Origin of the sequence: Pseudomonas sp. GM33 (assembly GCF_000282295.1) — a bacterium.
Classification (GTDB): Bacteria; Pseudomonadota; Gammaproteobacteria; order Pseudomonadales; family Pseudomonadaceae; genus Aquipseudomonas; species Aquipseudomonas laurylsulfatiphila.
Map to the genome: position 1 here is coordinate 1 of NZ_AKJO01000117.1, position 26576 is coordinate 26576.

The 26576-nt window shown below is 62.4% G+C and carries 19 protein-coding genes and 1 pseudogene; 16 read left to right on the forward strand and 4 right to left on the reverse strand.

Annotated elements, in window-relative coordinates:
* Positions 1–17: 17 nt before the first annotated feature.
* From PMI26_RS31925 to ycaC, 5 genes and pseudogenes are all read left to right on the forward strand, one after another.
* Positions 18–215, forward strand: a pseudogene (locus tag PMI26_RS31925) (RHS repeat-associated core domain-containing protein); the annotation flags it as partial.
* 1325 nt (positions 216–1540) lie between these two features.
* On the forward strand, positions 1541–1957 hold the full coding sequence (locus tag PMI26_RS08260; RefSeq protein WP_007977193.1) for a DoxX family protein: 417 nt from the start codon (positions 1541–1543) through the stop codon (positions 1955–1957).
* Entirely contained in the window at positions 1950–2558 is a 609-nt protein-coding gene (locus tag PMI26_RS08255) for an antibiotic biosynthesis monooxygenase (RefSeq protein ID WP_007977196.1), read from the forward strand. The genes PMI26_RS08260 and PMI26_RS08255 overlap by 8 nt, the downstream gene beginning before the upstream one ends.
* Positions 2558–4396, forward strand: a complete 1839-nt coding sequence (locus tag PMI26_RS08250) for an amidohydrolase (protein WP_007977198.1) — start codon at positions 2558–2560, stop codon at positions 4394–4396. The genes PMI26_RS08255 and PMI26_RS08250 overlap by 1 nt, the downstream gene beginning before the upstream one ends.
* A gap of 69 nt (positions 4397–4465) precedes the next feature.
* Entirely contained in the window at positions 4466–5092 is a 627-nt protein-coding gene (gene ycaC, locus PMI26_RS08245; RefSeq protein ID WP_007977200.1) for an isochorismate family cysteine hydrolase YcaC, read from the forward strand.
* A 121-nt stretch (positions 5093–5213) separates the two neighbouring features.
* Here ycaC and PMI26_RS08240 read toward each other — a convergent pair whose 3' ends face one another.
* Positions 5214–6641 (reverse strand): mechanosensitive ion channel family protein, encoded by a 1428-nt coding sequence (locus PMI26_RS08240; protein ID WP_007977202.1) that lies wholly within the window; start codon positions 6639–6641, stop codon positions 5214–5216.
* 151 nt (positions 6642–6792) lie between these two features.
* Here PMI26_RS08240 and PMI26_RS08235 point away from each other — a divergent pair, with 151 nt between their 5' ends.
* Positions 6793–7689, forward strand: coding sequence for a LysR family transcriptional regulator (locus PMI26_RS08235; protein WP_007977203.1), 897 nt, complete (start codon positions 6793–6795; stop codon positions 7687–7689).
* A 144-nt stretch (positions 7690–7833) separates the two neighbouring features.
* On the opposite strand, the gene PMI26_RS31935 is transcribed toward PMI26_RS08235, so the two are convergent.
* The 3 genes from PMI26_RS31935 to gspG form a co-directional block, all read right to left on the reverse strand.
* Positions 7834–8445: a hypothetical protein gene (locus tag PMI26_RS31935; RefSeq protein ID WP_033048089.1), complete on the reverse strand. Its 612-nt coding sequence runs from the start codon at positions 8443–8445 to the stop codon at positions 7834–7836.
* A 155-nt stretch (positions 8446–8600) separates the two neighbouring features.
* A complete protein-coding gene (locus tag PMI26_RS08230) occupies positions 8601–9788 on the reverse strand; it encodes a type II secretion system F family protein (protein WP_033048091.1) in 1188 nt (395 codons plus the stop codon).
* A gap of 14 nt (positions 9789–9802) precedes the next feature.
* Positions 9803–10237, reverse strand: coding sequence for a type II secretion system major pseudopilin GspG (gene gspG, locus PMI26_RS08225; protein ID WP_007977211.1), 435 nt, complete (start codon positions 10235–10237; stop codon positions 9803–9805).
* A 216-nt stretch (positions 10238–10453) separates the two neighbouring features.
* Here gspG and PMI26_RS08220 point away from each other — a divergent pair, with 216 nt between their 5' ends.
* The 10 genes from PMI26_RS08220 (at position 10454) to PMI26_RS08175 (ending at position 26576) form a co-directional block, all read left to right on the forward strand.
* The gene (locus PMI26_RS08220; protein WP_007977214.1) at positions 10454–11062 is read left to right on the forward strand and encodes a lytic transglycosylase domain-containing protein; all 609 of its coding nucleotides are present in this window, start codon (positions 10454–10456) and stop codon (positions 11060–11062) included.
* A gap of 207 nt (positions 11063–11269) precedes the next feature.
* Positions 11270–17083, forward strand: a complete 5814-nt coding sequence (mnxG, locus tag PMI26_RS08215; RefSeq protein ID WP_007977217.1) for a manganese-oxidizing multicopper oxidase MnxG — start codon at positions 11270–11272, stop codon at positions 17081–17083.
* A 387-nt stretch (positions 17084–17470) separates the two neighbouring features.
* On the forward strand, positions 17471–19423 hold the full coding sequence (locus PMI26_RS08210; RefSeq protein ID WP_007977219.1) for a YncE family protein: 1953 nt from the start codon (positions 17471–17473) through the stop codon (positions 19421–19423).
* Between the two features lie 12 nt (positions 19424–19435).
* Positions 19436–20092, forward strand: coding sequence for an SCO family protein (locus tag PMI26_RS08205; protein WP_007977221.1), 657 nt, complete (start codon positions 19436–19438; stop codon positions 20090–20092).
* Entirely contained in the window at positions 20089–20712 is a 624-nt protein-coding gene (locus PMI26_RS08200; protein ID WP_007977223.1) for an SCO family protein, read from the forward strand. Before PMI26_RS08205 ends, PMI26_RS08200 begins: the two co-directional genes overlap by 4 nt.
* A gap of 8 nt (positions 20713–20720) precedes the next feature.
* Positions 20721–22271, forward strand: a complete 1551-nt coding sequence (locus PMI26_RS08195; RefSeq protein ID WP_033048093.1) for a cytochrome c/ABC transporter substrate-binding protein — start codon at positions 20721–20723, stop codon at positions 22269–22271.
* Positions 22272–22284: 13 nt separating this feature from the next.
* Positions 22285–23238, forward strand: coding sequence for a peptidylprolyl isomerase (locus PMI26_RS08190; RefSeq protein ID WP_007977228.1), 954 nt, complete (start codon positions 22285–22287; stop codon positions 23236–23238).
* A gap of 223 nt (positions 23239–23461) precedes the next feature.
* Positions 23462–24001, forward strand: coding sequence for a response regulator (locus PMI26_RS08185; RefSeq protein ID WP_007977230.1), 540 nt, complete (start codon positions 23462–23464; stop codon positions 23999–24001).
* 84 nt (positions 24002–24085) lie between these two features.
* On the forward strand, positions 24086–25792 hold the full coding sequence (locus PMI26_RS08180) for a GspE/PulE family protein (protein ID WP_007977232.1): 1707 nt from the start codon (positions 24086–24088) through the stop codon (positions 25790–25792).
* Entirely contained in the window at positions 25773–26576 is an 804-nt protein-coding gene (locus PMI26_RS08175) for a hypothetical protein (protein WP_007977234.1), read from the forward strand. The genes PMI26_RS08180 and PMI26_RS08175 overlap by 20 nt, the downstream gene beginning before the upstream one ends.

A 26576-nucleotide genomic window follows, 5' to 3' on the forward strand; every position in this document is an offset into this window, starting at 1 on the left:
GCGGCCGGGCCTGGTGGATCGAGCACCACGGAGCCAAGGCGACCTACAAGACCCGCGGTTACTCAGGCAAGGAACGCGACGCGACAGGGTTGTATTACTACGGCTATCGCTATTACGCACCGTGGCAGCAACGCTGGATCAATCCGGATCCGGCGGGGGAAGTGGATGGCTTGAACCTTTACTGTTTTGTGAGCAATTCACCGGTGCGGTATATCGACCGTGATGGGCGTATGAGGGAGGGGGATCTCCCACCCCTTGATCCGAACGAATTGGCTGCAATTTTCCAGTCACTGGAGCAAGGCGGCGCCATGGGTGATCAAGGTGCGCTTGAGGTGGGCGAGGGTGTTTCTGAAGGCATTCACCCTGGCAATGGGCAGGTGAGTGGCGGCACGACGGACCAATCGCTGGATGCATTCTTGCAAACATTAGGGGGTTCTACCCCGAACACTTCCGCTCAGGAGAGGGCGCTGGTCGAAGAACTTTCTAAAGACTTGGAGCCTTCTGTATCGACACGAGCAATACCTGTCGTGGTCCTACGCGCCGGAGAGATACCGACTACAACCGACGCTATTGTGGTGTCCTATGGACTTGCGCCCGCAACTTCAGGTGACGCGTCTGAGAACGTTCGGAATGAACCACAGCCCTCGACTTCCGCTGCGGCTTCTAGCAGCGGTGCAGAGCAACCAAACACTGGGAGGAAGCGGTTTGTTTGTCCGACTTGCGACAAAAGACTGACAAGCAATTCAGGCCTTAAGCGCCACCTACGGATCCATACCGGGGATCAGCCTTTTGTGTGTGCCGTCTGCAATAAGAGTTTTACACAACGTGGCAATTTATCGACTCATGAACTGACCCACTCCAACGAAACACCCTACTCATGTGGAGTGTGCGGCTCCAGGTTTCGGTCTCCTCGACCACTGAAATATCACACGATAAAAAATCACTCCACAGAGAAGCTGTGCACATGTGACGTTTGCGGCGCAGTTTTTGCTCAGGAGTCGTGTTTGACTAGACACAAAAAGATCCACACCCTGGATCGCCCGTTCAAATGCGAAACATGTCCCTCCAGTTTCAGAAGCACACAAGTTTTAGCGAGGCACCGGAACAGTACTCACCGCTAGTGACCCTTACTATCTCCATCGACACTTCTCTGCCAGCGAAAATTTGAGCGCCTATCGCATTCCGCCGTTTAAAACTTGTCAGCACAGATCATCATGCTCGACGAGCTGGCGGTGAATCGAGCGCTGGATAATCTCGATCCGCAAGACTAACCAGGTAGTAGCAACAACAAATAACCCTGTGGGCGAGCTTGCTCGCGATGGCGGTGGATCAGCCAACATCAATGTTGAATATTGTGCCGCAATCGTCGGAACGCCGCCCGGAGCAAGCTCGCTCCCACAGGGAACTATGTCGTTTGGTCGCTCTCGGTCTTCCCGCAAACAGAGCACGTACATTCAATTTTTCCTCCCCCCGTCCCGGCACTATCGAATCCTGTCCCGGCGCATCGACGCCGGTGGTTTTTCATTGGTGCAGGTGGGCCATGGACACTTCGCGACGAGATGATCGGGCGCAAGACTGGGGGCTGCTGTTCCTGCGGGTCAGCGGCGGGTTGTTTGTATTGTGGGTGCACGGTTTGCCCAAGCTGCTTTACTACAGTGCCGAGTTGCAGAACATCGAAGACCCTTTCCACCTGGGCGCAAACCTGACGCTGATGCTGGCGATCTTCGCCGAGGTGGTGTGCCCGCTGCTGATCGTCGGCGGGTTGCTGGTGCGTCTGGCGTGTTTGCCTGTTCTGTTTTTGCTGTGGGTGTCGATGTTGCTTGTGCATCCGCAGTGGACCCTCTTCGAAGGTCAGTTCGGCTGGCTGTTGCTGATCGTATTCACCAGCATTCTCATCGCCGGGCCGGGACGGCTGGCGCTCAATATCCGTTTCGCCGGAGCCTTGCGTTATGTCTGATCTCAATCGCCGTGAGCCGGCAAGTCCCGGGCCTGATGAAGTGGTGACGCTGATCGTCAAGCACCGGGTCAAGGCCGGTTTTGAAGTGCCTTATGAAGCCTGGTTGCGCAACATCGTCAAGGTGGCCGCGCAGAATGTCGGGCACCTGGGTGTGGATGTGGTGCGCGGCAAGAACGCCGGCCTCGACACCTATACCTGCGTGCTGCGCTTTTGCTCGACCGAGGCGATGCAGAACTGGCTCGATTCGCCGCAACGCCAGGCGTTGGTCGACGAAGCCGCGCCGATGCTGGCCGATGGCGACCAGACCGAAGTCAATCCGGTCAACGAGTTCTGGTTCTCGCCCCAGGCCGAAGCCGGTACGCCACCGCCGCGCTGGAAGCAGGCCGTGGTGACGTTGCTGGTGATCCTGCCGCACACCTTGCTGGTGCCGCTGCTCTGGGGGCCGTTGTTGCGGCTCAACGCCTTGCTCTCCAACTACGTGGTGGCCACGTTCCTGATCACCCTGACCATCGTGCTCTCGGTGGTTTACATCTTCATGCCCATGGCGACGCGTCTGTTCGCGCCCTGGCTGTCTCCCGCTACTTTGCACGAGGAACCGTGATGAACGCCGATCTGATTCTGTTCAATGGCCAATTTCATACCGTTGACCGCGAAAAGCCGCTCGCCAGCGCGGTGGCGATCAGCGACGGTCGCTTTGTCGCGGTGGGCAGTGATGCCGAGGCCATGGCCCTGCGTGGCTCGAGCACCCAAGTGATCGACCTCAAGGGCCGTTGTGTGATTCCCGGGCTCAACGACTCGCACTTGCATTTGATCCGTGGTGGCTTGAACTACAACCTTGAATTGCGTTGGGAAGGTGTACCGTCCCTGGCCGATGCCTTGCGCATGCTCAAGGATCAGGCCGACCGCACGCCGACGCCGCAGTGGGTGCGGGTGGTCGGTGGCTGGAACGAATTCCAGTTCGCCGAGAAGCGCATGCCGACCCTGGCCGAGCTCAACCAGGCGGCACCGGACACCCCGGTGTTTGTGTTGCACCTGTACGACCGTGCCTTGCTCAACCGCGCTGCCTTGCGCGTAGCCGGTTACACCCGCGACACGCCGAACCCGCCGGGTGGCGAGATCGTTCGCGACGCCAATGGCGAGCCGACCGGCATGCTGGTGGCGCGGCCCAACGCGATGATTCTGTACTCGACCCTGGCCAAGGGGCCGAAGCTGCCGTTGGAGTATCAGGTCAACTCGACCCGCCAGTTCATGCGCGAACTCAACCGCCTGGGCCTGACCAGTGCCATCGATGCCGGCGGTGGTTTCCAGAACTATCCGGACGATTACCAGGTGATCGAGCAGTTGGCGAAGGATGAGCAACTGACCGTGCGCATCGCCTACAACCTGTTCACCCAGAAACCCAAGGAAGAGCTGACCGACTTCAAGAACTGGACCGGCAGCGTGAAGCTGCACCAGGGTGACGATTACCTGCGGCACAACGGCGCCGGGGAAATGCTGGTGTTCTCGGCGGCGGACTTCGAAGACTTCCTCGAGCCGCGCCCGGACCTGCCGCAAACCATGGAAGCCGAACTGGAACCAGTGGTGCGTCACCTCGTCGAGCAACGCTGGCCGTTCCGTTTGCACGCCACCTACAACGAATCCATCAGCCGCATGCTCGACGTGTTCGAGAAGGTCAACCGCGACATTCCGTTCAACGGCTTGCCGTGGTTTTTCGACCACGCCGAAACCATCACCCCGCAGAACATCGAGCGGGTGAGGGCGCTGGGCGGTGGCATCGCGATTCAGGATCGCATGGCGTTCCAGGGCGAGTATTTCGTCGAGCGGTACGGCGCGAAAGCGGCCGAAGCGACGCCTCCGATCAAGCGCATGCTGGCCGAGGGTGTACCGGTCGGTGCCGGCACCGACGCCACGCGGGTATCGAGTTACAACCCGTGGACTTCGCTGTACTGGATGGTCAGCGGCCGCACCGTCGGTGGCATGGAGTTGCACGCCGAAGGTCTTTCACGCCTGACGGCGCTGGAACTGTTCACCCACGGCAGCGCCTGGTTCTCGTCGGAGCAAGGCAAGAAAGGCCAGATCAAGGTCGGGCAACTGGCCGACGTCGCCGCCCTCAGCGCGGATTTTTTCAGCGTCGATGAAGAGGCGATCAAGTGGATCGAGTCGGTGTTGACGGTGGTCGGCGGCAAAGTAGTGTACGGCGCCGGTGACTTCGAGAAGCTCGGGCCGGCCAGCGTGCCGGTACTGCCGGACTGGTCGCCGGTGGTGAAAGTGCCGGGCCACTGGCGCCCGACGTCGCCGATGCAGGCCCAGGTTCACCACTGCAGCGGGCCGTGTGCGGTGCATTCCCACAGCCATGAGCGGGCGCGCCTGTCGAACGCGCCGGTCAGCGATTTCGCCGGTTTCTGGGGCGCTTTTGGCTGCTCGTGTTTTGCCTTCTGACGCATTCAAAAAAGCGCCGACCCAACAGGGCGGCGCGGTATGCAACAACCATCCATCAAGGAGCTTCCAATGAGCAACGTTCCGTACAAACGCCTGAACAAAGACGATGCCGTGGTCTTGCTGGTCGACCACCAGACCGGTCTGATCTCGCTGGTACAGGATTTCTCGCCCAACGAGTTCAAGAACAACGTGCTGGCGCTGGGCGACATCGCCAAGTTCTTCAAACTGCCGACCATCCTCACCACCAGTTTCGACAGCGGTCCGAACGGCCCGATCGTGCCGGAGCTCAAGGCGCAGTTCCCGGACGCGCCGTTCATTGCCCGCCCGGGCCAGATCAACGCCTGGGACAACGAAGACTTCGTCAAGGCGATCAAGGCCACCGGTCGCAAGCAACTGATCATCGCCGGTGTGGTGACCGACGTGTGCGTGGCATTCCCGACCCTGTCGGCCATTGCCGAAGGCTTTGAGGTGTTTGTGGTGACCGACGCTTCCGGCACCTTCAACACCACCGTGCAACAAGCGGCCTGGGCACGCATGTCGGCCGCCGGTGCGCACCTGCTGAACTGGTTCTCCGTGGCCTGCGAGCTGCAAGGCGACTGGCGCAATGACATGGAAGGCCTGGCCAACCTGCTGTCGGAACGCCTGCCGAACTATCGCAACCTGATCAACAGCTACATGAAATTCACGGCCAAGTAAGACGTACACCTGTGGGAGCGAGCTTGCTCGCGATGGCGGCGTATCAGTCGACACATAGGTTGACTGACAGAAAGCTATCGCGAGCAAGCTCGCTCCCACAGGGTTTTGTGTTCACATCCGCTTATCGACTCTGCAACCACCCCAAAAAACCACCTTTCCTGACCGCCACCGGTTTGGCCATCAACGCCATCCGGCTGTTCTGCTGGCGCACCGCTTGCAGCTTGTTCAACGCCCGATCGACCTCCCGACGTTGCGCCATGCAGTTGCGGGTCAGGGATTTGTCGAGGCGGTAGATGATGCTTGAGGTCATGGCGGTGAACCGTGCCTGGGACGGCGTATCGGCGAGGATGCTTTGTTCGCCCATGACTTCACTCGGCCCCATGCGCCCGGCTTCGATCTGCGTGCTGCCGTCGGGGACGGTGGCGCTGACCACTCCGGTGGCGATGATGAACAGACTGTCCGGTACTTCCTCCAGGTCCAGCACCACATCTCCGGCCGCGTATTGCTGCGCCACCATGTTCTGGGCCAGGCGATCCCGTTCCTCGGCGCTCAGGGAGCGGAAGATCTTCACTTCGTCGAGCAGTGCCCGTGCGCGGGTCGACGGCTCGATCACGCCATCGGGTTGCCGGGAGATGCCTGCCGCTTCGAGGTGCCGATGGGCCAGGTCGAACAGTTGATTGCGCACTTCACCCTTTTTGCCCAATTCGGCGATGAAGCCGCTGGCCACGTATTCGGACATGGTTTCGCCGGCTTCCTTGAGCACGGCTTTGGGCGCCGGATCTAGCAGCAGACTGCTGCTGCCCTGAAGGGTGCGGTCCAGGGCATCGAGTACTCGACGCGGACGAATATGGTTGGGTACCTGAATGCTGATCGACACGCCGTGCATGTTGAACGGGCGGCTGAGATTGACGATCTTCGCCTTGGCCGCCACCGAGTTCGGCACCACCGCGGTGCTGCCGGCGCTGGTCAGCAGGTGGGTGGCACGCCAGTCGATGTCCAGCACCTTGCCTTCAATACCGTCAATGGAAACCCGGTCATCGACCTGGTACGGCTTGGTGGTGTTGAGCACGATGCCGGAGAACACGTCGCTCAAGGTGCTCTGCAATGCCAGGCCCACTACGATGGCGACGACGCCGGAGGTCGCCAGCAAACCTTTCACGGGCAGTTCCAGCACGTAGCCGGCGGCGGCCACTACCGCAATCAGGAACACCAGTGCGCCGATGACATCCTGCAACAGCCTGCCGCTGTGGCCGATGCGCCGCATCAGGGCCAGGCCGATCACTTCGGTGAGCACCCGCGCCGCGTACAGCCACCAGAGAATCCCCAGCGCCGTGGCCCCCAGTTGCGCCACGCGATCATCGGCAAACAACGGCGCCTGCAACGGGCTGACGCCAGCATTGATGAGCATCGCGCCGAACAGCACAAACAGCGCCAGGCGCACACCGACCCGGCTGACGCGATGCTTGAATGGCGCGAGGTGCCAGAGCAGGACGTCGATGGCCAGCAGCAGGGTGCTCAGGGAGAGCAGGTGACCGAGGAGAAAGGACATGGGAATGCTCCAGTAGAAATGAGGTCGCGCAGGTGGAGGGTGCTGTTGTGGCGAGGGAGTCGTCGCCCGCTTGAGTGCGGAGCAGATTAATACTGTGTCAGGAAAGGAAAAAGCGGCTATAAAGTGTTTGACTGTCAACCAGGAAGTGACAATGAACCCCTTCGAAGATATGCGTATTTTTTGCCAGGTGATGGACTCTGGAAGCTTCACGGCTGCCGCCGATCAACTGGGGCTGTCCAAGCAGTTTGTCAGCCGTCGCTTGATGCAACTCGAAGAGCGCCTGGGCGTGCGCCTGCTCAATCGCTCGACCCGGCGACTGGATGTCACGCCGCTGGGGCAAAGCTATTACGAGTCAGCCTTGCGCCTGCTCAGCGAAGTCGAACAAGTGGAGCAGGGCATCGCCGGCCAGACCACCGAGCCACGCGGGACCCTTCGTGTGAGCGCTCCGCTGTCGTTCGCACTGGCGCATCTGGGCTGCCTGTTGCCGGTGTTTTTGCAGCGCTATCGCGACGTGACGGTGGAGATGGATTTGAGCGATCGGCCTGTGGATTTGCTGGGTGAGGGATACGACCTGGCGTTGCGCATCGGCACGCTCGAGGACTCGACCTTGATTGCCCGGCGGATCGCCTCGATCCAGCGGGTGTATTGCGCCAGCCCCGGGTACCTGGCCGAGCGCGGCACACCGCTTAAACCTGAGGATTTGCACGCTCATGACTGTCTGCCGTACGGCCATGGTCGACAGGTGCAATGGCGTTTTGCGGGGCAGGGCAAGCCGCTAACGGTCAACGTCACCGGTCGGATGCGGGTCAACAACGGCGAGGTGCTCAGGGATGCGGCTATCGCCGGCCTGGGGATCACGTATTTGCCGGCGTTCATCGTCGGCTCGGCACTGAAGGATGGACGGCTGGTGGAGGTACTGGAGGATGTGCGCCCCGAGCCGCTGACGTTATCGGCGGTGTATCCGCAGCATCGTCAGAGTTCGCGGCCGGTGCAGGTGCTGGTTGAGTTCTTGCGCGAGGCGCTGGATCAGTCCGAGGGTGGGTTGTAAGGATAGGGTTCACACAATCTACTGTGGGAGCGGGCTTGTTCGCGAAGGCGGTGTGACAGTCAAAGAAGTTGTTGACTGACCCACCGCCTTCGCGAGCAGGCTCGCTCCCACAGGGGTTTTGTGTTGTATTGGAATCAGCGGGAATCAGCTCCTTTTGTCATCGCCGGGTTCGGCATGGACACCACGGTTGTCGCCGGGCTCGCCATTGGCATGGACGCCACGGTCATCGCCGGGCTCGCCATTGGCATGGACGCCACGGTCATCGCCGGGTTCGCCATTGGCGTGGACGCCATGGTCATCGCCGGGTTCGCCATTGGCGTGGACGCCATGGTCATCCCCCGCTTCATCATGGGTGCCGCTGCGTCCTGAGGACGAGGCCGTTCCGGAGTGGCTCGAACCGCTGTTGGCACTGCCATGGCCGCTGTTGCTGCCATGGTCGCCGCTATGGCCGCTGCCGCTGTTGCCGCCACTGCCGCTTCCGCCGTGACTACCGCCACCGCCGCCTCCATTGCCACCGCCGCCACCTCCATTGCCGCCACCACCGCCGCCGCCACCGCCTCCGCCTCCATTGCCGCCGCCACCGCCTCCATTACCACCACCACCGCCTCCACTGCCGCCACCGCCACCGCCACCGCCACTACCCCCATCCTTGGCCTGAGCACTGGATACCCCGGACAGGTTGTCCGGAATCAGTACGGTAGACGCCGACAGAACCGCGCCAATAGCTACTGCCAGTAAAAGCTTATTGATGTGCATGTCGTTCTCCGTCTTCTTGTTTGAGCCTGGAACGTTGATGAAGCTTGCAACGTGCTGCTTTTTCCCATGGGAACCTGTTAAACACCTCGGCAGGCTGATTTATTCAGTTTGATGGTTGAAGAAATGCAACCGACAGCGCGGCCCTGTTCCAAACGTCAGTGAATACTCGAGGCCAGTTCGAAGATCGGGATGTACATCAGGATCACGATCACCCCGATCAACAGGCCGATGAAGGTCATGAGCAAGGGTTCGAACAGCCGCACGAACCATTCGATCCAGCGGCTGATTTCTTCGTCGTAGAAGTCGGCGCTGCGCTCCATCATCTGCCCGAGGTTGCCGGACTGTTCACCGGCGCGTAGCAGTCGTAGGGAAACGGGAGTCACCAGTTGATTGAGTTCCAGCGCGGTGGACAACGATTGCCCTTCGCGCACCCGTTCGCAGGCCTGGTCCAGCCGGCCGCGGGAGGCAACGGTGAGTAGGTTGCGGACCATGCCCATGGCGGTGACGAGGGGAATGCCGCCTTGCAGCAGAATGCCCAGGGAACGGTAGAAGCGTGCCAGCTCATACATGAAGATGCGCTGGTGCACCGCGGGGAGTTTTTCGATCACCCGGTCCAGCCCCCGCCGAAAGGCCGGTTGGCGCTTGAGCAGGACGAGGGCGACGATGATGGCCAGCAAGCCACCGAAGAATTCGCCCTGGTGGGCGTGAAGGAACATGCCGCTGCTCATCAGGATCTGCGACAACCACGGCAGGTTCGACCCCAGCCCTTCGAACACCAGGCTGAAGCGCGGCACGACGTAGCCCATCAAGAACAACACCACGCCGCCGCCCACTACCAGCAACAGCATGGGGTAGATCGACGCGCTGATGATCTTCTGGCGAACCTCGTCCATGCGCTGTCGATAGCTGACATATCGGCCCAGGGCATCGCCGACGGCGCCGGTCTTCTCGCTGGACTGCACCAGCGCCACGTACAAAGGCGGGAAAATGGCCGACAACTGGCCCAGGGCCTGGGAAAACGATTTGCCCTCGTAAAGCAGGCGCACCAGTTCGCTCAGGGTTTTGCGGGCTTGTGGCGCGTTTTCCTTTTCCGCCAGGCTTTCCAGCGCATCGATCAACGGCAGGCCGGCGTTGAGCAAGGTGGTCAGCTCCTGGCTGAACAACACCAGGTTGAACGTCTCGCGCCTTTGCAGGCGCAACGCGCGCCAATGTCGCTCGGCGTGCAGGCTGACTACCCGCAGGCCCTGGTCTTCGGCGATGCGCCTGGCTTCGCTTTGCCCCGGCGCATCGACGGTCATTGAGACGACACCGGCCTTGCCGACGGCTTTGAGATGAAAGCGCATGGTCGCCATATCCGTCAGTTCCAGTTGGTGACTTCGGCGTTCTCACCTTCGCCGCCGGGTTGCCCGTCCTTGCCCATGGACAACAGGTCGTACTCGCTGTTTTCACCGGGATAGCGATAGCTGTAGTTGTGGCCCCAAGGGTCTTGGGGAAGTTTTTTCTGCAGGTACGGGCCGGTCCAGCGCGGTTCGTCGGCGGGGGCCGTGACCAGCGCCTGCAAACCCTGTTCGGTCGACGGGTAATGGCCGACCTCCAGGCGGTAAATGTCCAGGGCTTTGCTCAAGCCTTCTATTTGTGCCTTGGCCACTTTCACTTCGGAACGGCCCAGTTGGGCGAAATACTTCGGCGCGACGATGCCAGCCAACAGCCCCAGCACCACCAGCACCACCAACAGTTCGAGCAGGGTGAATCCGTTTTGGGATCGCCGGGCATAACGCAGATGCTGATTCATGATGACCTCGCACGGTAGGCAGCAATGTTGCCAGTTGCCATGTAGTAGTTGTCATTCAACAGCATGCAATTGCCATGCTCATGCTTGGTGATCCTTCTGCACCCCCCGTGCCATGGGCCTTCTCACTTACGGCACAGTGCTTGCGTATGGCTGTTGCACGACTGGCCATTGGGGCATTACCCCCATTTTTCGGGGCCGGGAAGGGGAGGTCTAACAATGAAATCACTCACCACCGGGTTGCTGGGTCTGCTGGTCTTGACCGGCGCCGCACAGGCCGATGTGTTTGTTTCCGTGGACGCCAATGGCAGCTACGTCCTGTCCAATGTCCACCGCCCCGGACGCCACTATGAACGGGTGATCCGTGAACCCGATGCGCCGGTCGTCAGCCTCGACCAGCAACCGCAGATGATCGCCGCGCAACCCTACGCCGAACTGGTGGCGGCGGCGGCCACGGCCAACGAACTGCCGGCGGCACTGCTGCACGCAGTGATCAAGACCGAGTCGAGCTACAACGCCCGCGCTACCTCACCCAAGGGCGCTCGCGGACTGATGCAGTTGATGCCCGACACCGCCCGCGAAATGGGCGTGACCAACGTCTACGACCCCAAGGCCAACATCCAGGGCGGCGCCCGCTATCTCAAGCGCCTGATGACGATGTTCGACAACGATATCCGCCTCGCCGTAGCGGCCTACAACGCCGGCCCGCAAGCGGTACTCAGCCGTGGCAACGTGGTCCCGCCGTTCGCCGAAACCCAGCGTTATGTGCCCAACGTGCTGAACCAGTATCGGCGTTTGCAGGGGTTGTCCGCGGATGCGCCGCTGTGATTGAAACCGCGGGGGCCACAATTCCCCAATAGTGGGGAATTGCGGCCCCGGCGAAAAAGTGGGGGATTGGGTGGGGAATATCCCCCCGGATTATTAAGTAGTAGTTATAACTAACTGAATAATAACGTTATTTTTTGTGGCATGCGGATTGCTCTCGACGATTTGTCGTGAAGTTTTCCCTGCAAACCCTTAGCGAGGCCCGAGACCATGGTCGGTATATCCCACGCCCCGTCCCTGATTAATTTGCTGCTGTTGGTGACTTCGATGCTCGGTATCGAGATTGCCAGCGCAGCTGCACGTTGCGAGCGCAACCTGGTGGCCAACGTCGTGGCGTTCGATCAGCCGCTGATGTTCAACCGCCTGGGGGCGCAAAACGTCAACGGTATGATGTTCGCGCTGCGTCGCGATGTGGTCGATGACCATGACATTTCCCTCGCCCAAGGGGGCGCAGCAGTGCCGGGCAAGGTCTCCCTGCGGCCCGACAAGCGTCCGCGTCCGCTGGTGTTGCGCGTGGCTGCCGGCGATTGCCTGACCGTCAATCTGCAGAATCTGCTGGCCTATCAGGCCAACCCGGGCAGTCATGAAGCGTTTGAGCAAGAGGGCGAGCAAGAGGGTGGCCAGGGCGGTAATGCCGAAGCCTTCAAGGCCGATGAGCAGGTGGCCGACCGTCATGTCGGTTTCCAGGTCAACGGCCTGCAGGCCGTCAACAGCATCGATGACATCGCCTCCTATACCGGGCGCAACGCCAACAGCCTCGTCGCCCCCGGCAGCAGCCGTTCCTACACGTTGTACGCCGAACGCGAAGGCGCGTTCGACGTCAGCAGCCGTGGCGCGACCTTCGGTGGCGAGGGCGCGGCGGGCAACAACGCCAACGGGCTGTTCGCCCAGGTCGTGGTCGTGCCCAAGGGCGGGCGCACTTACCGCAACACCCTGACCGAAGAAGAAATGCGCCTGGCCAGCACCGGACGTACGCCGGCCGGCCAGCCAATCGTCGATTACCAGGCGCGCTACCCGCAGCGCGAGCCGTGGATTCGCGAAGGCAAGGCCGGTACGCCGATCATCAATATGGTGGACGGCAGTGAGATCATTTCCGGCGAAAGCGACGCGATCGTGATGGGCAGCAACGCCGACGGCAGCTTCCCGCCATCGACCTATCCGCTGGAAGCCATGGGCAAGCGCAATCCGGCGCTGCCGAACCGGCTGGAGCCGTTCCGCGATTTCGCTTCGCAGTTCCAGGATGAAACCGCCGTCACCCAAGCCTTCCCGGCGTACTTTGCAGACCCGGTGATGGGCCATGTGCTGGAGCCGACCCGCGACTCGTTCATGATCAACTACGGCTCCGGCGGCATGGGCGCCGAAGTGGTCGCCAACCGCCTGGGCGTGGGGCCGATGCACGATTGCCTGTCCTGCGCTTATGAAGAGTTTTTCCTCAGTTCGCACACCGTGGGCGACGTGGCGATGCTGGTGGACGTACCGGCCAACGCCGGCCTGGAAAACATTCGCCCGGGCGAGGTGCCGCGTGCCGATCAGGTCGGGGTCAAGGCGACCATGGCGCTCTATCCGTCGGAGCCGTCCAACGTCAATCACAGCTACATCGGTGACTTCGTCAAGTTCCGCAACACCCACAACGGCTACGAACACCACATCTTCCACCTGCACGGGCATCAATGGCTGTACAACCCGAACGATGACAACACCGATTACCTGGACGCCCAGGGCATCGGCCCGGGCTCCGGCTACACCTATGAAATCGCCAATGGTGGTTCGGGTAACCGTAACCGCGTAGCGGGCGATGCGATCTACCACTGCCACTTCTACCCGCACTTCGCCCAGGGCATGTGGGCCATGTGGCGGGTGCACGATGTGTTCGAAGAAGGCACCCGGCTCGAAGTGTCCCAGCAGGGTGCCGACGGCTTCCACAAACAACCCTATGCGCTGCGCAACGGCAAACCGGCGGCCGGTGCACGGGCCTTGCCCGATGGCGAAATCATCGCCGGTACGCCGATCCCGGCGGTCGTGCCGTTGCCCGGCAAAGCCATGGCTCCCATGCCGGGCAAGGTTGTCGTGGTGCCGAAAGTCGGCCAGACCCTGATAGCCGCTGGCGACGATGATGACGGCGGCAATGGCGGTGCCGGCGGTACCCAGGCCATCGGCTCGCTGGCGCTGGTCGATCGCAGCGAAGCCAACCGCAACGCCGACGGCAGCCTGAAAAATCCCGGTTTCCCCTTCTGGATCGGCGGCATGGAAAGTTCGGTCGGCCAACGCCCGCCAACCCCACCGCTGGACATGCTCGACGCGGCCAAGGCCCAGGCGCTGAAAACCAGCGGCAACGGCCTGTGGGCCAACCTCGACCCGAACCAGTCCGGTGGCTGGGACGGTGGCCTGGGGCGCCATGCGCTGGACGGCGTGTCGGCCGGTGGCGAGGCGCACACGGTGACCACCTCGCTGGACTTCTCCAAGGAAGTGAAGCGGGCCAAACCGATTTACCTGCCGGAAGAGGGGACCGAAGTCGAACAGGCGGCCATGGCCTTCCACGCCAAAAAGGATCACCCCAGTTTTGCCGTGCTGCCGGGCAAACAGGTGGTTGCGCGCAACTTCCGCACCAATGGCGCCTTGCCGATTGCCGGTGCGCCGTTCTACGAGCCCTGCATGGATGATCGGGCCAAACGTCTGACCAGCAGTGCCGGCAGCGGTGAATACCATAGCGGCGAGCGCATCGACGGCATGTCCTTTACTGGCTCCTCGACTTTCACTGCCGACCGCCCGCGCATCTACAAGGCGGCCAACATCCAGTTCGACGCGGTGTACAACAAGGTCGGCTACCACTTCCCGCAGGCACGCATCCTCGCGTTGTGGGAAGACGCCTGGCCGGTGATCACCAAGCAGCGTCCGCCGGAACCGCTGGTGATGCGCATGAACACCTTCGACTGCGTGCAGTACCAGCAAACCAACCTGGTGCCGGCCACCTATGAGATGGACGACTATCAGGTACGCACCCCGACCGACGTGATCGGCCAGCACATTCACTTGCCGAAGTGGGACCTGACGTCCGCCGATGGTTCGTCCAACGGCTGGAACTACGAGGACGGCGTGCTTTCCCCGGGTGCCGTGGTGGAACGCATCCATGCCATCCGCGCGTTCAACCAGTGCCAGGGCACCGACCCGCGTGACGGCACACCCGCCTGCCCGGTGGCCAAGGCGCATCCGTTCTTTGGTCAATATGGCCGGGCGGACTGGATGGGCGCGCGCACGGCGATGCAGCGCTGGTTCATCGATCCGGTGATCAACACCAAGGGTGTCGACCGTGGCCTGGGGACCATTTTCACCCACGACCACCTCGGCCCATCGACTCACCAACAGATCGGCCTGTACGCCACCGTGTTGGCCGAACCCGCCGGTTCCACCTGGTTTCACGCCGAAACGGGCGAGCCGTTGTACAGCGGTGCGCGCTCGGACGGCGGGCCGACTTCATGGCAGGCGGTGATATCGACCGGTGACCTGGACAACGACGGCAAGAACGACAGCTTCCGTGAGTTCTTCCTGGAGTACAGCGACTTCCAGCACGCCTACGAAGCCGGTGTGTACGTCGGCGCCGGCCCCAATGGCGTGCCCAATCCGCAGGCGTTCCCGGCGACATCCGACAGCTTCCGCTATGCGATCAATCCGCCCGTGCGCAACAACGCCGGCAACCTGCTCGAGTCGGTGGTCGAGGCCCGTGGCGGCATCAAGCCTGGCTGCCCGAGCCGGCCATGTCCGCAAGCGATCTCGGTGGATGACCCCGGCATGTTCGTGGTCAATTACCGCAACGAACCCCTGGGCCTGCGGGTGTTCGACCCGAACAAGGTCGGCCCGGACGGCAAGCGCGGCATGCAGGCCGACGGCCTCGGCGGCGACCTGTCGTTTGCCATGCAAAGCCGTACCGACCGTGCGATCCCTGCGATGAACCTGGCGCCGAACCTGGTGACTTCGGCCACCGGCCCGACCGGCGGCACTACGCGGTTCCCGCCACACATCAACCGTGGCGGTGCGGAACCGGGCGACCCGTTCACACCGATGCTGCGCACCTACACCGGCGACAACGTGCGGTTGCGGGTGCATGCCGGCGGCCATGAAGAGGAGCACAACGTCACCCTGCACGGTGTGAAGTGGCTGCAAAGCGGCACCGGCTATGGCAACAGCTCCAACTCGGGCTGGCGAGCATCGCAAATGGTCGGGATTTCCGAGCAGATGGGCTTCATTGCGCCGGTGTCGATGCTCTCCAGTTCCGCGGCGACCACGGGTGACTATCTGTACTCGATGGATGCCTCGATCGAAGGCTACTGGAACGGCATCTGGGGCGTGATGCGCAACTACACCGCGCAACGCAGCGATCTGTTCGCGCTGCCGAACAACCCGAAACCGGCGGGCACGCGCAACACCGTGGCGTTTGACGGCACTTGTCCCCGGGTCGGCGCCAACCCGAACGGCATGGGTACCAGGCCCACCGTGCAGCGCAACTACGAGGTCGTGGCGGCGCTGGCCAACGACATCCTGAGCAATCCGCTGGGGTTGTCGATCGGTGACCCCGAGGGACTTGGCCAGCATGTCGGCGGGCCGTTGAATCCGGCGGGCGGTACCCTGGTGTTCAACTCGCGAACCGTGAGCATTCCCCGGGTGACGGTGACCGATCCCGAGGACGGCGAAACCATCACCATCGGTGGCCAGAGCGGGCCGATCCATGACCCGACCGCGATCCTGTACGTGCGCAAGACCGACCTCGACCCGAGCACGGGCAAGCTCAAGCCGGGGGTGCCTGTCGAACCGCTGGTGCTGCGCGCAGCGGCCGGGGATTGCATCAATATCACCCTGGAGAACCGTCTGCCGAGCGTGATGCCTGACCTGGCCCAGACCGCCATCCTGCAGGGGCTGGTCAAGCGCAATCGCAATGACGGCAACGGCTCGACCACCTTCAACAACAACCTGCTGCGGCCCTCCAGCCATGTCGGCCTGCATGCGCAATTGCTGGCCTACGACATCACCAAATCCGACGGCGCCAACGTCGGCGTCAACCCGATCCAGACCGTGCCACCGCGGGTCGGCAACAGCGGTGCCTACCCGACCCGTACCTACCAGTACTACGCCGGGCACCTGGAGCGTGAAGGCAAACCGGTGACCCAACTGGGCCGCAACGTCGACAACATCAACGCCACGGCGGTGGAGTTCGGCGGCTTGAATTTCACCCCGGCGGATGTGATCAAGCAGCCGCAAAAAGGCCTTGGCGGTGCAATGAGTGTGCTGCCGGCCGGCGCCACCTGGGTCGAGGACGCCAAGCGTGCATCGGCCACGGTCACGGCGACGGGGCAGGCGGTCTACCGTGACTTCGCGATGGTCTGGCAGCGCGCCTTGAACCTGCGCTGGGCGAATGGTCGGCCGGTGGAAGGCATCGCCTCGGAAGGCATGGGCGTGCCGAACGATCCGAAGGACAACGCCGGCATGGCCATCAACTACAAGACCGAGCCCCTGTGGTATCGCTTCGGCCTCGCTCCGGATGCACCGTTCGGCCGCGCGGACGGCTCTGGTTATGGTGACGTGCCCAACGCCCACATGGCCTACAGCAACGCATTGGTGGGCGGCGATCCACAAACGCCGGTGTTCTACGTGAAACCCGGGCAACCGTTCCGCACCCATGTGCTGATGCCGACCGGCGGCAGTCGCGGCTCGACCTTCCAGCTCGACGGTCACCTCTGGTCGGTCAATCCGTACCTGGCGGAGAAGAGCGATGTCGACGGCTATCCGATGTGGACCCCCGGCGTCGGTTCGGTGCGGTTCGGCCTGAACCCGATGTCGATGTACATCGGCGCACGCGAAAGCGTGCTGCCGGCCGCCCACTTCAGCGCCATGCACCCGAGCGCCGGTGGCAGCAATGCGATTGCCGGGGATTACCTGTTCCGTGACAACGCGTCCTTCGGCAACACCGCCGGTCTGTGGGGCTTGCTGCGGGTCACGAATGAACCGGCGCCGACAACGGCACCAACACCGTAGGAAAGGACAGTAACGCAACACCTGTGGGAGCGGGCTTGCCCGCGAAGGCGGAGTGTCAGACACCTGAATATTGGATGTGCTGACCTTTTCGCGAGCAAGCCCGCTCCCACAAAGGCATCGCATGACATGGGTGCCGGCAACGGCACCGTAGGAAAGGACAGTAACGCAACACCTGTGGGAGCGGGCTTGTGTGGCGAGGGGGCTTGCCCCCGTTCGGCTGCGAAGCAGTCGTAAAAAACGCTACATGCGGTGTGTCAGGCGGATGCAATTGTGGATTTAGGGGGGGGCCGCTGCGCAGCCCAACGGGGCGGTGCGGCGATCCGACAAGCCCCCTCGCCACATGAGTGACCAAAAAGGGACAGGTAGGTTCTGAAGAGGAGATGCGACATGGACAGGACCATCAAATTCGTTGGCAGCGCGCTGATCGTCGGCATGGCGCTGATCGGGATCGGCGTGTGGCGAACCGCGCCTGCGAACATGCTCAGCGAGGTCGCTTTGCCCGACACCTGGGGCGACCGGACGCTGGAGCGTGACGGGATCTCGGTGGTCCTTGATGTCAAGCCATTGGCCGAGGACGGCGTATTGCGTGAGGGCGGCTTTGCCGACGTGCAGTTTCGCGTGACGGACAAAGCCTCGGGCCAACCCTTGTCCGGCGTTTCGCCGGGCGCCTGGCTCGACCCGCAAGCGATCGCCGCCGACCAGGCCCAGGGCCGCGACAGTAGCTGCAAGTCGCGGGTCGGCACCTTCCTCAAATCGAACATCGGCGCACGCCCCTTGCTCGATCTCAACAGCTACTTCCTGCTGGTGATGAACCGTGACGCCAGCGTCTCGGTGATCGATCCGTCGGTGTCTGTCGGCGGCATCACCAGCACCCTGGCGCGCATTGAACTGAAACAGCCGCCGATGGACTGGGTGACGCCCAAAGACAACAAACGGGTGTTTGTCTCGATGCCCGCCGCCGGCGAGGTGGCGGTGATCGACAGTCAAGAGTTCAAGCTGATCGACTCGGTGGTTGCCGGCAGCAATCCGGTGCGCGTGGCGCTGCAACCGGACGAACGCCTGCTGTGGGTCGGCAACAACGCCAAGGCCGACGGGCAATCCGGGGTCACGGTGATTGACGCCGCCAGCCTCAAACCCCTCAAGCACCTGGCCACCGGGGCCGGGCACCACGAAATCGCTTTCAGCAAGGACAGCCGTTTTGCCTTTGTCACCAACCGCGACGATGGCACGGTGAGCATCGTCGACATCGCCAGCCTGAGCATCAGCAAACAACTCAAGACCGGTTCGCACCCATTGTCGGTGAAGTATTCGCCGTTGTCCGGCGCCGCCTATGTGGCCGATGGCAAGGATGGCACGGTGACCGTCGTCGATGGCAACAGCCAGTCGGTGCGTCGGGTGATCCGGCTCAAGCAGGGCCTGGGCCCGATGGGCTTCAGCGCCGACGGTCGTTTTGGCATCGTGCTCAACACCCTGGAAAACCAGGCCGCGGTGATCGACACCGCCAACGACGCGTTGATCCATGAACTGAACGTCTCCGCCGAGCCCTGGCAAGTGGTGTTCACCAAGGCCTATGCCTATGTGCGCGGGCTGGCTTCGCCGAAAGTCACGATGATCAACCTGGCCTCCCTCGGCGAGGGCCGCACGCCGATCACCCAGGGGTTCGAGGCCGGACCCCAGGCACCGCGGATGGCCGGTGATCTGCCGCTGGCGTCAAGCCTGGCGGTATCGCGGGACGACAACGCGGTGTTCGTGGTCAACCCGGTGGACAACACCACCTACTTCTACGCCGAAGGTATGAACGCGCCGATGTCCGGCTACCCCAATCGCGGACAAGTGGCGCGGGCAGCACTGGTTATTGACCGCAGCCTGCGGGAAATCGAGCCGGGGCTTTACAGCTCGCGGGTCAAGCTACCGGCGGCGGGGCGTTTCGACGTGGCGTTCCTGCTCAACCAGCCGAACATCATCCACTGCTTCAGCACCCTGGTGGAGGAGGACAAGCGGCTCGACCAGCACCGTGGGATGCCCAGGGTGGAGTTCATGCTCGACAAGTCCACCGCTGACCTGGGCAGTCCGTACCTGGTGCGCTTTCGCATCGTCGAAGGCAAGCAGAAGGCGCAGCGCAGCGGGGTCAAGGATGCTCAGGTGCGCTACTTCCGCGCCCCGACCTCGCGACCACAGGAGGTCGCCGCGCTGGAAGTCGCCGACGGTGTGTATGAAGCCCCGGTGACCCTCGACCAGGACGGTGCCTGGTACCTGCACGTGCGTGCGGCGTCCCTGGGCTCGAGTTTCGATGACAAGACCTTTGCCAGCGTCCGGGTCGTACCCGGCGATACCCACTAAGAGGAAACTGACATGAACCGATTCGCACATCGCGGCTTGCTGACGTTCTGCCTGTTGGTCACCGGTATCGGCCAGGCGCTGGCTCATTCGACGGACGAGCACGCCGGGCACGACATGACAGCCAGGAAGGCTGGCCAGGAGACCGCCCGGATCAAGATTGCCGACGTGACCTTGCTGGACCAGAACGGCAAGGTCGTCAATCTGGAAAAAGACCTGGTGAGCAACAAGATCGTGGTCATGGGGTTCATCTACACCAGCTGCACCACGGTCTGCCCGGTGGTGTCCTCGATCATGGGCAAGGTGCAGAAACAGCTGGGTGCGCGGGTTGGCACCGAGGTGCAACTGGTGTCGATCAGCATCGACCCGCAGCGTGACGATCCCCAACGCCTGAACGACTACGCCCGCACCTACCAGCAGGGGCCGGGCTGGAGCTGGCTGACCGGTTCGCCGCAGTCGGTCAATGCCACCCTCAAGGGCCTGGGCGCCTACAGCGGTGACTTCAAGAACCACTCGCCGCTGATTCTGGTGGGCGACGGCAACAACCGTTTCTGGACCCGCTATTACGGTTTCACCGACCCGGCGGAACTGGCCCGGGCCGTCGAGAAACTCAGTGGTGAACGCAACGTTCACGCCAAGCACACTGCCATCGCCATGGAGCAACAGCCATGAGAGCCATCGACTGGTTTGCCCTGGGCATCTGCTACTGCATTTTCAGTTCAGTGGCGTTTGCCCACGAAGGGCATGAGCAGACCACCGCGCCTGCGGTGGCCGCCGCGCAGCCGTCCAGCGGCACCCATGACGCGAAGACCTGGTTCACCGACACGCCGTTGCAGGACCAGAACGGCAACACACTGCGCTTCTACAGCGACACATTGAAGGACCGTGTAGTACTGCTCAATGTGATTTTCACCAGTTGCAACGATGCGTGCCCGCTGATTACCCGCAAGCTCAAGGAAGTGCGTGAAGTGCTCGGCGACAAGGCCGACGGCATCACCTTTATCTCCCTTACCAGTGATCCGCTGCGGGACACCCCGGCGGTACTCAAGGCTTACACCTTGAAACAGGGCGTCGATGGGCCCCACTGGTTTTTTCTTACCGGCGACAAGGCGCAAATGGACCTTGTATTGGGTCGCATCGGTCAGATCGTGCCGACCCCCGAGCAGCACTCCACTCAGTTGATCGTCGGTGACGTGGCGAACAAGCGCTGGAGTAAAATCCGTCCCGATGCCCCTGCGGCCGCCATTGCCCAGCGCCTGCAGCTGCTGGCAATGCCCGTGGCCGGACGCTAGCCATGGCCATCAATACTGCCCTCGTCCTTGGCCTGCTGCTCTTTGGCGGCTTTACGCTCAGCGTCCAGGCGCTGCCGCTGAGCCTCAGTGAAAGTGCCGGCAAGCGCCTGTACCGCGAAGGTGTATCGGCCAGCGGCGAGCCGATCATGGCCCGGGTTGGTGCATCGAACATGGTGCTGCCGGCCACCAGCCTGCCGTGTGCCAACTGTCATGGCGAAGACGGCCTCGGGCGACCGGAAGGCGGGGTGCGCCCACCGGACCTGAGTTGGTCGCGGTTGGCCAGTAGCCATGGCCAGCAGCACATCAACGGCCGCAGTTACCCGGCCTACAGCGACAGCACCCTGGCGCGGGCGGTGCAGGAGGGGCGCGACCCCGGCAATAACCGGCTCGATCCGTCGATGCCGCGGTTCGTGTTGTCGATGAACGATCAGCGCAACCTCACGGCGTACCTCAAGCGCCTGGCCGAAGACCGCGATCCGGGCCTGACCCCCGACAGTCTGCACCTGGGTACGTTGCTGCCAGGCACCGGGCCATTGAGCGAGGAGAGCGGCACGGTGGCGGCGGTGCTCAAGGGCTGCGTGACGCGTATCAACGAGGCGGGGGGCATTCACGGGCGGCAGTTGCGCTTGACCATCCTCGACCCCGGCACCGATCGCGCCAGTGCCGAAAAGGCGCTGGACCGATTGATCGATGAGGAGCAAGTGTTCGCCCTGATCGCCCCGCTGGCGCCGGCCTTGGACATGGACCTCGCCGTGCGTCTGGAACGGGCCGGCATTCCGCTGATCGGGCCGCTGTCCTTGCAGGGCACGCCCCACGCCAGTCCGCAGATATTCGAACCACTGCCGGGGCTTCGTGAGCAATTGATCGCCCTGGCCGATTACGCCAGTGCCAGCCTGCGGGTGCTTCAGGGGCCGACGCTGATCGCCTATCCGGACGAATCCGGCCAACGGCAGGCGGCGCAGGAACTCGGCCAGTACTTGCAGGGGCACGCCTGGCAAAAGGTGCGCCTGCAAGCCTACGACCCGAGCGGGGAAGATTTGCCCCTGGGCTCGCGCTCGGTGTTTTACTTGGGCACCAGCAGCGGCTTCAGCCGACTGGCCGAGCGCCTGCAAACGGCGGGGCAGGTGCCTTACCTGTTCGCCACCTCGAACCAGGTGGCGGGCAATCTGACGCAGGTGCCCAGCGGATTTTCCCGGCGGGTGTTCCTGGCCTATCCGTTCGTGCCCAGCGACTGGACCCAGGCCGGGCGCCTGGCCCTGACCCAGTTGCGCGAACACCAGGGCCTCGGTGGCCAGCACGCGATACTGCAAGTGGGCGCGTTCAGTTCGATGATGCTGCTCAGCGAAGGCATGAAACAGGCCGGGCGGGATGCCAGCCGCGAAAAGCTGGTCAGTGCCCTGGAAGGCCTGCATGACTTCGATACCGGGCTGACGCCCCTGATGAGCTTTGGTCCTGGCCGACGCCTGGGTTTGAGCGGTGCCCATATCGTCACGGTGGATCTGCCGGACCAGCGATTCTATCTGGTCGCCCCCTATAAACCTGTGGTTGCCACGCCATGACCGGAGGCCGATCATGAAACTCAACACTGTGCTGGTCCTGCTGACGCTATGGGCACCCGTGGCGTGGTGCAGCAATGGTCCGGCCGCGGCGCGGGTCAATGGCGAGGAAATTTCCCAACTGCGCCTGGAGCGCTACTTCGCCGAATACCTGGAAGACCAGGGCCGGGCGGTAGGCAATATCCGCAATCCGAAAGCCTACAGGCAACTGCGCAAGGCCGCACTGGATGCCTTGATCGATCGCGAATTGCTGTGGCAGGAAGCCGTCAAGCGCGGCGTGGTGATCAGTGATGCCGTGGTCAAGGAGCAGATCGATCAGACCCGTCAGGCCATGGGCGGATCCGAGGTGTTTGCCAGGCGTCTTGAAGATGCCGGTTTCGATGAGGCCGGTTACACCGAATACATCCGCCGTGAACTGGCGGCCCGGCAAGTGTTCAATGACCTCATCCAGACCGCCGGGCCGGAAGAAAAACAGGTCCGGGCGTTCTACGAAGAACACCGAGACGAGCTGAACCGGCCCGAAGAAGTGCGGGCCCGGCATATCCTGGTCAAGGTAGCGGCCGGTGCCGACGCTTCCACAGTCGAGGCTGCGCGGCTACGCTTAATTGAAATAAGGGCGTCCATTGTTGCCGGGGCCGATTTCGCCAGCGCTGCCCGTAGCGGGTCTGAAGACACGTCGGCCAGCGAAGGGGGCGACCTGGGCTACTTTCCCCGTGGACGGATGTTGCCGGAGTTCGAAGCGGCCGCGTTTGCCCTGGCACCGGGGGCCATCAGCGAACCCGTGCGCACGTCGGTCGGCTGGCATCTGATCTATTTAGAGAATCACAGGGAGGCGACCCATGTCCCGGAGGAACAAGGACTTGAGACGGTTCGGGCTTATCTTGCCCGGCAGCACCAGGTACAGGCTCGCTCGCAGGCATTGGCGCAATTGCGTTCGCGCAATCGGATCGAGCGGATTGATGATGACTAGGGGTGTTCCCCAACAGTGGGGGAAAAACGTCAATGCCCATTCGATCGCTTTCCCCGTTTTTGGGGGATGGGATTGCTGTACGAAAAGGCATTGTTTTTAAATTCAAGGACATGAAGACCTAAAATTACCGGCGCTCAGCCTGGCATGAAGTGTGCGTTAGTCCTCTCAGGGCACGCGCTCCGCCAGGTTCAAAACCCGGACCTGCGGTTTCAAGGAGTCGACCTTGTTAAACAAAGTACTGGTTGTTGATGACGAACAGCTGCTGGCGGAAAACCTCCAGGGTTACCTGCAGGCGCAAGCGCTGGAAGTCCGGATTGCTCACGACGGTGCACATGGAATCGCCGCAGCAGACGATTTCGCACCCGATGTGATGGTGTTCGATTACCGCTTGCCGGATATGGAAGGCTTTCAGGTGCTCGATGCCGTCCGCCAGAACAGGAAGTGCCATTTTGTGCTGATCACAGGGCATCCAACCGCGGAAGTTTGCGAGCGGGCCCGGCTACTGGGAGTCAGCCATATCCTGTTCAAACCCTTTCCGTTGGCGGAATTGGCCCGTGCAGTGCTTGATCTTCTGGGCAGGCGGCGCGAGCCCAGAGCGGGTGTGAGCGTGAGCACTTCCGAAGGATTCGTCGAACGACGCCAGAGCAGGACCGAGAGTTTCCCGCTGCAGTTGTACGACGGTAGTTGGGTGCTTGCAGATCGCCGAAAAAATACTTCGGCTTCCATGGCGCCAGACGACGAACAATTGCTCACCGGGGAGTAGTGGCGCGACAAGACGTTCCGGCCTGTGCCGAAATGACTCGCCGCGCTGACAGGGCTCAAAGCCCCGGGCGTTGGAGAGCAAGCCATGGACCGTCTATCCCTTGCCGTAGAACCGGCGCAAGTGGAATGTGTACCGACTCGCTTCAGCAGTGAACAACTGGCCCAGGCGCGCGCCCTGGCCACCAGTTCCGGCGAGCGGATGCTGGACACCCTCGGGGAGTTGAGTGAACTGGCTCCCATGCCTTTCATCCAGTGCCTGGGTGTCACCCTGCACTACCCGGTGCTCGACACCGACAGCCTGTTCAGTGCCACCCCGGTGTTCGACCGGGTGACCCTGGCCCAATGCCTCAAGCGTGAATTCATCCTGCTGCGTCACGACGAAGCGGTCATCGGCGTGTTCGCCGACCCCTTCGACAGCGCACGCCTGGCCTGGATCGATGAATGCCTGCACGGCGCGCCGCTGTACCTGGTGCATGCCGACGACCTGAAGGCCTACCTGGCGCGTCACGAAGAAAGTTTCCACGCGGTGGAATCGCTCAACGCCCAGGCCGAGGGCGGAGCCGAGATCGATACCCTGCAAAGCCTGTCCCTGACCAGCATCAGCGAAGACGCCAGTGTGGTGGTCAAGCTGGTCAACTCGACGCTGTACGACGCGCTGAAAATGCACGCCAGCGACATTCACCTGGGCACCACCGGCAGCGGCCTGGTAATCAAGTACCGGATCGACGGTGTGCTCAACAACATCAGCAAGATCCAGGGCAGCGAGTTCGCCGAGCAAGTGATTTCCCGGGTCAAGGTCATGGCTGAACTGGACATCGGCGAAAAGCGCGTGCCCCAGGACGGTCGTTTCAAGATCGGCATCAGCGGCCGGCAGATCGACTTCCGGGTGTCGATCATGCCGAGCATCTTCGGCGAAGACGCGGTGCTGCGGGTGCTCGACAAACAGGACCTCGCCGACAAAGTCTGTGGCGTGCAACTGCAAGCCCTGGGCTTTGAAGAAGATACCCTGCGCCAGTTGCGCCGGCTGGCCGCCGAACCCTACGGCATGGTGCTGGTGACCGGGCCTACCGGTAGCGGCAAGACCACCACCCTGTACGCGATGATCACCGAGATCAACCACGGCGTGGACAAGATCATCACCATTGAAGACCCGGTGGAATATCAATTGCCGGGCGTGCTGCAAATCCCCGTCAACGAGAAAAAGGGCCTGACCTTCGCCCGGGGCCTGCGCTCGATCCTGCGTCATGACCCGGACAAGATCATGGTCGGTGAAATCCGCGACCCGGACACCGCACAGATCGCCGTGCAATCGGCGCTCACCGGTCACCTGGTGTTCACCACCATCCACGCCAACAACGTGTTCGACGTGATCGGCCGATTCACCCAGATGGAAATCGATCCCTACAGCCTGGTCTCGGCACTCAATGCCGTCCTGGCCCAGCGTTTGATCCGTCTGGTCTGCACCAGTTGCAGCGCCCCTTACAGCCCGACAGAAGAAGAGCTGGAGGTCTCGGGGCTCGATCCGCAAAAGGTCGCTCACTACCGGTTCGTCCACGGCAAGGGTTGCGGGCATTGCCGGGGCACCGGGTATCGCGGGCGCAGTGCGATTGCCGAACTGCTGCATCTGGATGACGAATTGCGGCAAATGATCGTCGAGCGTCAACCCATCTCGAAAATCAAGGCCCATGCCTGCAAACGTGGCTTGCGCCTGTTGCGCGAGTCGGCGCTGGAACTGGTGGAACAAGGCCGGACCACTCTCGAGGAGATCAATCGTGTCACTTTTATCTCGTGAGCAATTTGTCGCCGTGCTCGGCGCCAGCGGTGTAGGCCTGGGGCATCGCCAGGGCAGTGCAACCCACTGGCTGGGCAGCGTCGGCTACATCGACGAAGGTTTCCAGGCCTGGGCGGTGGCCCTCGACACCCTCGACCGTTTGCTGGCCGAACACGCCGTTGCCAGGGCCGAACTGACGGTGGTGATCTCGGGACACTTCAGCCGCTATTGCCTGGTGCCCTGGAGCGATCAGATCAGCAGCCCGGCCGAATTGCTCGGCTTCGCCCAACTGTGTTTCGAAGACCTCTACGGTACACCGACGCAACCCTGGAGCCTGGTGCTGTCGGCCGAGCCTGCCGGTTATGACCGCATCGCTACCGCGCTGCCCCAGGACTTGCTCGACCGCCTGCGCACCCTGGTCAGCGCGCGTGGCTTGCGCCTGCGCTCGGTGCAGCCGTACCTGATGGCGGCGTTCAACCATTTCGATAAAAGCCTTGATGCCGGAGACTTCCTGTTCGTGGTCGCCGAACCGGTACGCAGCGTGTTGCTGCTGGCCCGGGAAGGGCGCTGGACGTCGGTGCGCTCGGTGGGCAGCAGCGACAGTGATGCTGCCCTGACGGCGCTGATCGGCCGTGAGAACCAGTTGCAGGCATCCACCAGCGAACGGCCGTTGACGGTCTACCTGCATGCGCCGGCGCGCATCGACTCGCACCCTGATGTGCCCGGTGTGCATCTGCGCACCCTCGAAGAAGACCGGACAGCCGTACGCGATTGCCTGTACGTCATGTCTCGGGCGGTGGCCTGA

What these genes read in the sequence shown, in the direction of transcription:
- gspG (WP_007977211.1), bottom strand. Translation starts at nt 10,237, where the DNA reads ATGAATCAGCATCTGCGTTATGCCCGGCGATCCCAAAACGGATTCACC.
- PMI26_RS08240 (WP_007977202.1), bottom strand. Translation starts at nt 6,641, where the DNA reads ATGTCCTTTCTCCTCGGTCACCTGCTCTCCCTGAGCACCCTGCTGCTG.
- PMI26_RS31935 (WP_033048089.1), bottom strand. Translation starts at nt 8,445, where the DNA reads ATGCACATCAATAAGCTTTTACTGGCAGTAGCTATTGGCGCGGTTCTG.
- PMI26_RS08220 (WP_007977214.1), top strand. Translation starts at nt 10,454, where the DNA reads ATGAAATCACTCACCACCGGGTTGCTGGGTCTGCTGGTCTTGACCGGC.
- PMI26_RS08200 (WP_007977223.1), top strand. Translation starts at nt 20,089, where the DNA reads ATGAGAGCCATCGACTGGTTTGCCCTGGGCATCTGCTACTGCATTTTC.
- PMI26_RS08230 (WP_033048091.1), bottom strand. Translation starts at nt 9,788, where the DNA reads ATGCGCTTTCATCTCAAAGCCGTCGGCAAGGCCGGTGTCGTCTCAATG.
- PMI26_RS08255 (WP_007977196.1), top strand. Translation starts at nt 1,950, where the DNA reads ATGTCTGATCTCAATCGCCGTGAGCCGGCAAGTCCCGGGCCTGATGAA.
- PMI26_RS08260 (WP_007977193.1), top strand. Translation starts at nt 1,541, where the DNA reads ATGGACACTTCGCGACGAGATGATCGGGCGCAAGACTGGGGGCTGCTG.
- PMI26_RS08205 (WP_007977221.1), top strand. Translation starts at nt 19,436, where the DNA reads ATGAACCGATTCGCACATCGCGGCTTGCTGACGTTCTGCCTGTTGGTC.
- PMI26_RS08235 (WP_007977203.1), top strand. Translation starts at nt 6,793, where the DNA reads ATGAACCCCTTCGAAGATATGCGTATTTTTTGCCAGGTGATGGACTCT.
- mnxG (WP_007977217.1), top strand. Translation starts at nt 11,270, where the DNA reads ATGGTCGGTATATCCCACGCCCCGTCCCTGATTAATTTGCTGCTGTTG.
- PMI26_RS08190 (WP_007977228.1), top strand. Translation starts at nt 22,285, where the DNA reads ATGAAACTCAACACTGTGCTGGTCCTGCTGACGCTATGGGCACCCGTG.
- PMI26_RS08250 (WP_007977198.1), top strand. Translation starts at nt 2,558, where the DNA reads ATGAACGCCGATCTGATTCTGTTCAATGGCCAATTTCATACCGTTGAC.
- PMI26_RS08180 (WP_007977232.1), top strand. Translation starts at nt 24,086, where the DNA reads ATGGACCGTCTATCCCTTGCCGTAGAACCGGCGCAAGTGGAATGTGTA.
- PMI26_RS08210 (WP_007977219.1), top strand. Translation starts at nt 17,471, where the DNA reads ATGGACAGGACCATCAAATTCGTTGGCAGCGCGCTGATCGTCGGCATG.
- ycaC (WP_007977200.1), top strand. Translation starts at nt 4,466, where the DNA reads ATGAGCAACGTTCCGTACAAACGCCTGAACAAAGACGATGCCGTGGTC.